Origin of the sequence: Nostocoides australiense Ben110 (assembly GCF_001050535.1) — a bacterium.
Taxonomy (GTDB): Bacteria; Actinomycetota; Actinomycetes; order Actinomycetales; family Dermatophilaceae; genus Nostocoides_A; species Nostocoides_A australiense.
On sequence record NZ_HG764815.1, the window covers coordinates 3,047,163 to 3,052,163 of the forward strand.

At 71.7% G+C, this 5,001-nt stretch carries 7 protein-coding genes and 1 pseudogene; 5 read left to right on the forward strand and 3 right to left on the reverse strand.

Annotated features, from left to right (window positions below; all coding sequences use genetic code 11):
• Positions 1-197: pseudogene (locus BN11_RS23940) on the reverse strand (D-alanyl-D-alanine carboxypeptidase/D-alanyl-D-alanine endopeptidase); the annotation flags it as partial.
• A gap of 85 nt (positions 198-282) precedes the next feature.
• On the opposite strand from BN11_RS23940, the gene BN11_RS14690 reads away from it, so the two are divergent.
• A complete protein-coding gene (locus BN11_RS14690; RefSeq protein WP_048698873.1) occupies positions 283-927 on the forward strand; it encodes an inorganic diphosphatase in 645 nt (214 codons plus the stop codon).
• Positions 928-1,035: 108 nt separating this feature from the next.
• Here the strand turns inward: BN11_RS14690 and BN11_RS14695 are convergent, their stop codons facing one another.
• Entirely contained in the window at positions 1,036-1,557 is a 522-nt protein-coding gene (locus BN11_RS14695) for a DinB family protein (RefSeq protein ID WP_048698875.1), read from the reverse strand.
• A gap of 158 nt (positions 1,558-1,715) precedes the next feature.
• Here BN11_RS14695 and BN11_RS14700 point away from each other — a divergent pair, with 158 nt between their 5' ends.
• From BN11_RS14700 to BN11_RS14710, 3 genes are read left to right on the forward strand one after another with little or no spacing between them, the layout of a single operon-like run.
• Complete coding sequence (locus tag BN11_RS14700) at positions 1,716-2,108, forward strand: YciI family protein (protein WP_048698876.1); 393 nt, start codon at positions 1,716-1,718, stop codon at positions 2,106-2,108.
• A gap of 9 nt (positions 2,109-2,117) precedes the next feature.
• Positions 2,118-3,305 carry an RNA polymerase sigma factor gene (locus tag BN11_RS14705; protein WP_048698879.1) on the forward strand — a complete coding sequence of 396 codons (1,188 nt, stop codon included), beginning with the start codon at positions 2,118-2,120 and terminating at the stop codon, positions 3,303-3,305.
• Between the two features lie 35 nt (positions 3,306-3,340).
• Positions 3,341-4,303 carry an acyl-CoA thioesterase gene (locus tag BN11_RS14710; RefSeq protein WP_235435494.1) on the forward strand — a complete coding sequence of 321 codons (963 nt, stop codon included), beginning with the start codon at positions 3,341-3,343 and terminating at the stop codon, positions 4,301-4,303.
• A gap of 27 nt (positions 4,304-4,330) precedes the next feature.
• Here BN11_RS14710 and BN11_RS25275 read toward each other — a convergent pair whose 3' ends face one another.
• Complete coding sequence (locus tag BN11_RS25275; RefSeq protein ID WP_157044181.1) at positions 4,331-4,672, reverse strand: C40 family peptidase; 342 nt, start codon at positions 4,670-4,672, stop codon at positions 4,331-4,333.
• Here BN11_RS25275 and BN11_RS25280 point away from each other — a divergent pair.
• Positions 4,671-5,001, forward strand: a 331-nt coding sequence (locus BN11_RS25280) for a hypothetical protein (protein WP_235435496.1), incomplete at its 3' end; no start/stop codon positions are given. The two genes, BN11_RS25275 and BN11_RS25280, sit on opposite strands and share 2 nt — an antisense overlap.

A 5,001-nucleotide genomic window follows, 5' to 3' on the forward strand; every position in this document is an offset into this window, starting at 1 on the left:
GCCGCAAGCACCGGTATGGCGGCCGCGGCAGTGGGCAGCGCGTCCGGAGTGGGCGTGGGACCGGGCGTGGTCGGGGCCGGCAGCGGCGTAGGCCGGTCACGAGTGAGGATGCCGGGCACGACGTCATAGACGTCGGCGGCGCCGTAGCCGCCCAGCGCCAGCACGGCGACGGCGAGGACGGTCGCCGAGCGACGCACGGCATACCCCCTCGACACCACACCGCGCCGGATGCGCAAGACTTAGCGAGCAGAGTAGGTCATTGGAGCGATGAGGAGAGACAGGGTGGAGTTCGACGTCACGATTGAGATCCCCAAGGGCGCGCGCAACAAGTACGAGGTGGATCACGAGACAGGACGAATCCGGCTCGACCGGCTGCTGTTCACTTCCATGGCCTACCCGGCCGACTACGGCTATGTCGAGGACAGCCTCGGCGAGGACGGCGACCCGCTGGACGCGCTCGTGCTCCTCGACGAGCCGACGTGGCCCGGCTGCCTCGTCCTGGCGCGGCCGATCGGGATGTTCCATATGCGCGACGAGGCCGGCGGCGACGACAAGATCCTGTGCATCCCCGCCGGTGACCCTCGCAAGAGCGGCATCACCGAGCTGGAGCACATCAACGAGTTCGACCGGCTGGAGATCCAGCACTTCTTCGAGACCTACAAAGACCTCGAACCGGGCAAGTCGGTCGAGGGCGCCCACTGGACCGGCCGGGCCGAAGCCGAGGAATGCGTGCGCCAGGCCATCCAGCGCGCCCACGACGCCGGCATGTCCACGGCCCGCTGGCGCACCCCGGCGCAGGGCAACCAGGCCATCGCCGACTTCGCCCAGTCCCGCCACGGCCACACCGCAGAGGAGATGCAAGAAGCCTCCCGCCGGGCCGAGCAGGAACTGGCGACCAAGGAGCACCCGCTGTCCGACGACCGCTGATGCCGGTCACGGTCCGAGAGGCGACCGTCGCGGATGCCGCGGCGGTCGCCTCCGGCTGTGCAGCCTGACGGTCGGCTGGGCCTCAGCACCGCCGGGCTGACCTCGCGGTCACGGGACCCGGACCCCGTCGACGGCGAAGTCCCACACGCCGCCGTCGGTCAGTTCCCGGGCGATGTCCATGTGCCCCGCGTGCGCGGCCAGTTCCGTGAGCAGGTGCAGCAGGCAGCCGCGCACGGTCTCTTGCCGATAGCCGCCCCAAGCGCCCTCGGGCCACCACCCGGGTGCCGCGTCCGCCGGGATCTCGCGGGCCTGCTCGACCGCGGCCGCGCAGGCCTCCCGGAGATCCTGCACCACCTCGCCGGCGGGGCGCTGCGGGTCGTTGTCGAAGACCTCCTCCTCCTCGTCGAAGCCGTCGACGGGGCGGCCGGCGACGATGTGGTGCAGCCACAAGACGGTGGTGTCGCGGGTGTGGCCGAGCAGGCCGAGGACGGACCAGCCCGAGGACACGACCGGCGCGCGCAGCTGCTCCTCGGTCAGGCCGGCCGTGCTCGCGAGCAGGCGATGGTGTTGCCGGCCGATCCACGCCAGCAGTTCGCCGGTGTCGGTGGTCGTGGGGGTGGTCTCGGTCATGATGTGCTCCGAACGTTGTCGTCGGTGGTGCTGGACACCCGAAGGTCGGAGCCGACAACGCCGGATCGACATGACCGCACGTGTCGATGTGCCGGATCTGGCTTCGACCTACGCCCGACCGGCACCGCGCCGGCGCGAGTCGAAGGAGAGAACGAGCAGTGAAGTACGTCATCTTGATCCACTCCAACCCCCAGCCTTGGGGCCACCCGACCGGCGACTTCGTCGCGGAGCAGCGGGACCTGCCGGCCGAGACGCGTGAGCAACTGAACGCCGACTTCGAGTCGGTGCTTGAGGAGATGAGCGCCCGCGGCGAGCTGATCGGCGGTGAGGCCCTGGCCGATCCCGCGAGCGCCCGCCTGTTCCGCTGGCACGACGGCGAGCGCCTGGCGACCGACGGGCCGTATGCCGAGGGCAAGGAGCACCTGGCCGGGTTCTTCCTCATCGACGTCGAGTCGCCGGAGCGCGCCGAGGAGATCACCCGCAACTTCGGCGCGCCGGGCGAGACCATCGAGTTGCGGCCGGCCATGTGGCCTGGCGGCGACGCCGACTGAGGGCGCGCGATGACGGTCGAGCAGGTGTGGCGCACCGAGGCGCCACACGTGCTCGCCGCGTTGACCCGCCGCTACGGCGACTTCGGCGATTGCGAGGACGCGGTCCAGGAGGCGTTGCTCGCCGCCGCCGCCCAGTGGCCGCGGGAGGGTATGCCGCACGATCCGCGCGCCTGGTTGATCACCGTGGCGCAGCGGCGGCTGATCGATCAGGTGCGCAGCGAGTCGGCGCGCCGGCGGCGCGAGGAGCGGTATGCCGCGGACGCCCTCGACGGCGCCGCTCCCGTCGGTGTCGACGACAGCCTCGAGGTGCTATTGCTCTGCGCCCACCCCGCGCTGACCAAGGCCTCGCAGGTCGCGCTCATCCTGCGAGCGGTCTCCGGGCTGACGACGGCGCAGATCGCCGCCGGCTTCCTGGTCCCCGAGGCGACCATGGCCGCCCGGATCACCCGCGCCAAGAAGACGCTGGCCGGGGCGGGGAGCCGGTTCCCCGCGCCGGCCGCCGACCTGTCCGCACGCGTCGGTGCCGTGCGGCACGCCCTGGCGCTGCTGCATACCGAGGGGCATGTGCGCTCCTCCGGTGCGAAGTTGAGCGACGCGGGGTTCAGCGGCGAGGCGATCCGGCTCGCCCGCTCCTTGTGGCGCGCCGTGCCCGCCGACCCCGAGAATGCCGGACTGCTCGCCCTGCTGCTGCTCACGCACGCTCGCGGGCCCGCGCGCACCGACGCCCATGGCGATCTGGTTCCTCTCGAGGCACAAGACCGTTCGCGCTGGCGTCGCGACCTGATCGCGGAGGGCGTGGCGATCCTGGAGGCGGTGCTCCCGGTCGGTCCGGTCGGTGAGTTCCAATTGCAGGCGGCCATTGCGGCGGTCCACGACGAAGCCGCCTCGTGGGCGGCCACGGACTGGCCGCAGATCGCCGAGCTCTATCGGATGCTCGACCTCATCGCCCCCGGCGAGGCGGTGACGATCGGACGGGCGGTGGCGGTGGCGCGCACCGAGGGACCTGCGGCCGGGCTGGCCCTGCTCGACCCGCTCGCCGCCTCCCGCAACCACCGGGTCGCCGCCACGCGCGGGCACTTGCTCGCGGAGTTGGGTCGCACCGCGCAGGCGCGCGTCGCCTTGGAGCAGGCGGCCCGCACGACCCGCTCGATCCCGGAGCAGCGCTATCTGAACCGGCTCCTCCACGAGATGGCGTGAACCGGGCCGCTCCGACTGACTAAGCTGCCGTGCTCGTGACCACCGATGCCGAACGCGCCGTCGAGGGCCTCGTCAGGCTGTTGACCCTGAGGGAGGTCGGCACCGCTCATATCGCCGTCAGCGACGCCCCGGAAACGGACACCGAGATGGGCGACAGCGAGGCCCAGGTCTTCATCGGCGCCAGCGAGAAGCAGCCGCACGGGCGGGTATTCGGCGGGCAGGTGCTCGCGCAGGGCGTCATGGCGGCAGGCTTGACCCTGGACCTGACCCCGGATGCCACGCCTCGGCCCATCCACTCGCTGCACGCCTATTTCATGCGGCCCGGCGACGATACCCAGCCGATCCGCTTCGCGGTCGAGCGGATGATGGACGGCAAATCCTTCAGCACCCGGCGCGTGCATGCGATCCAGCACGGCCGGCCGATCCTGGCGATGTCCGCCTCCTTCCAGGAGCGGGCCGAGGGCATGGAACACCAGGATCCGATGCCATCGGCACCCGATCCGCGCGGGCTGACCGAGATGAGCGTCGCCTTGGGCGACCTGATGGACCGGCAGGGCATCGACGACGAACGCGCGGAGCAACACCTCGCGCGGCTGCGCAAGCGAGCCATCCGGCAATACCCCGTGGGCTCGGTCGATCCGCGCGAACCGGCGACCCGGTCGAACCGCTATCAGCTCTGGATGCGGGCGGCCGCGGCCCTCCCGGACGATCAGCTCCTGACCTCCGCCATCCTCGCGTACGCCTCCGACTTCCAGATGCTCACGCCGTCGCTGCGCAACCACGGCGTCACCTTCTTCGACCCCCGACTGCGGGTCGCCAGCCTCGATCACGCGATGTGGTTCCACCGGGACGCCTCGCTGAGCGACTGGTTGCTCTTCGACCTCGAGAGCCCGTCCGCACAGAGCGGTCGCGCCCTGGGGCGCGGGACGGTCTGGACCGAGGGTGGGCGGCTCGTGGCGAGCCTCGCTCAGGAGGGGATGACGCGCCTGAAGGCGTGACCCGGATCGGTGCGCCCGTGGTGCGCGTCAGCCCGGGCGGCCGCCGTAGGGGACCAGGTCGCTGCGATAAATGGAGGCGTACCGGATGACCGCCCCGGTGTACGGAGCTTCGATCATCTGGCCGCCACCGACATACAGCCCCATGTGGTGACTGCTCTCGCCGCTGGAGCCGAAGAAGACCAGATCACCGGGCTGCAACTGGTCGATCGGGACCCGGGCGGTCTCGGCATACTGCGCGCCGGTGTAGTGGGAGAGGTAGACCCCGGCCTGGCGCCAGGCCATCATCGTCAGCCCGGAGCAGTCGAAGGCGTCCGGTCCCGACCCGCCCCACAGATACGGCTTGCCGAGTTGGGCCTGCGCATAGGCGATGGCGGCCGCGGCGCCGCTGGCCGGCGGCGGGGTCGAGGTCGATGTGGAGGTCGGCGGCGGCGTGCTGCTCGAGGTCGTCGTGGGGCGGGTGGACGTCGAGGTCGACGTCGGGCGGGTGGACGTCGAGGTCGACGCCGGGCGGGTCGAGGTGGAGGTGGACGTCGGGCGCGTGGAGGAGGACGTGGGCGGGGTCGAGGTCGACGTCGGCCGCGGGCTCGTGGACGTGGCCGTGGGGCGGGTCGCGGAGGACGTGGGCCGAGTGCTGGTGCCCGTGGCGACCGGTGGGGTTGCGGTGCCGCTCGCCGGTGGGGCGGAGGTCGGCGGCTCGT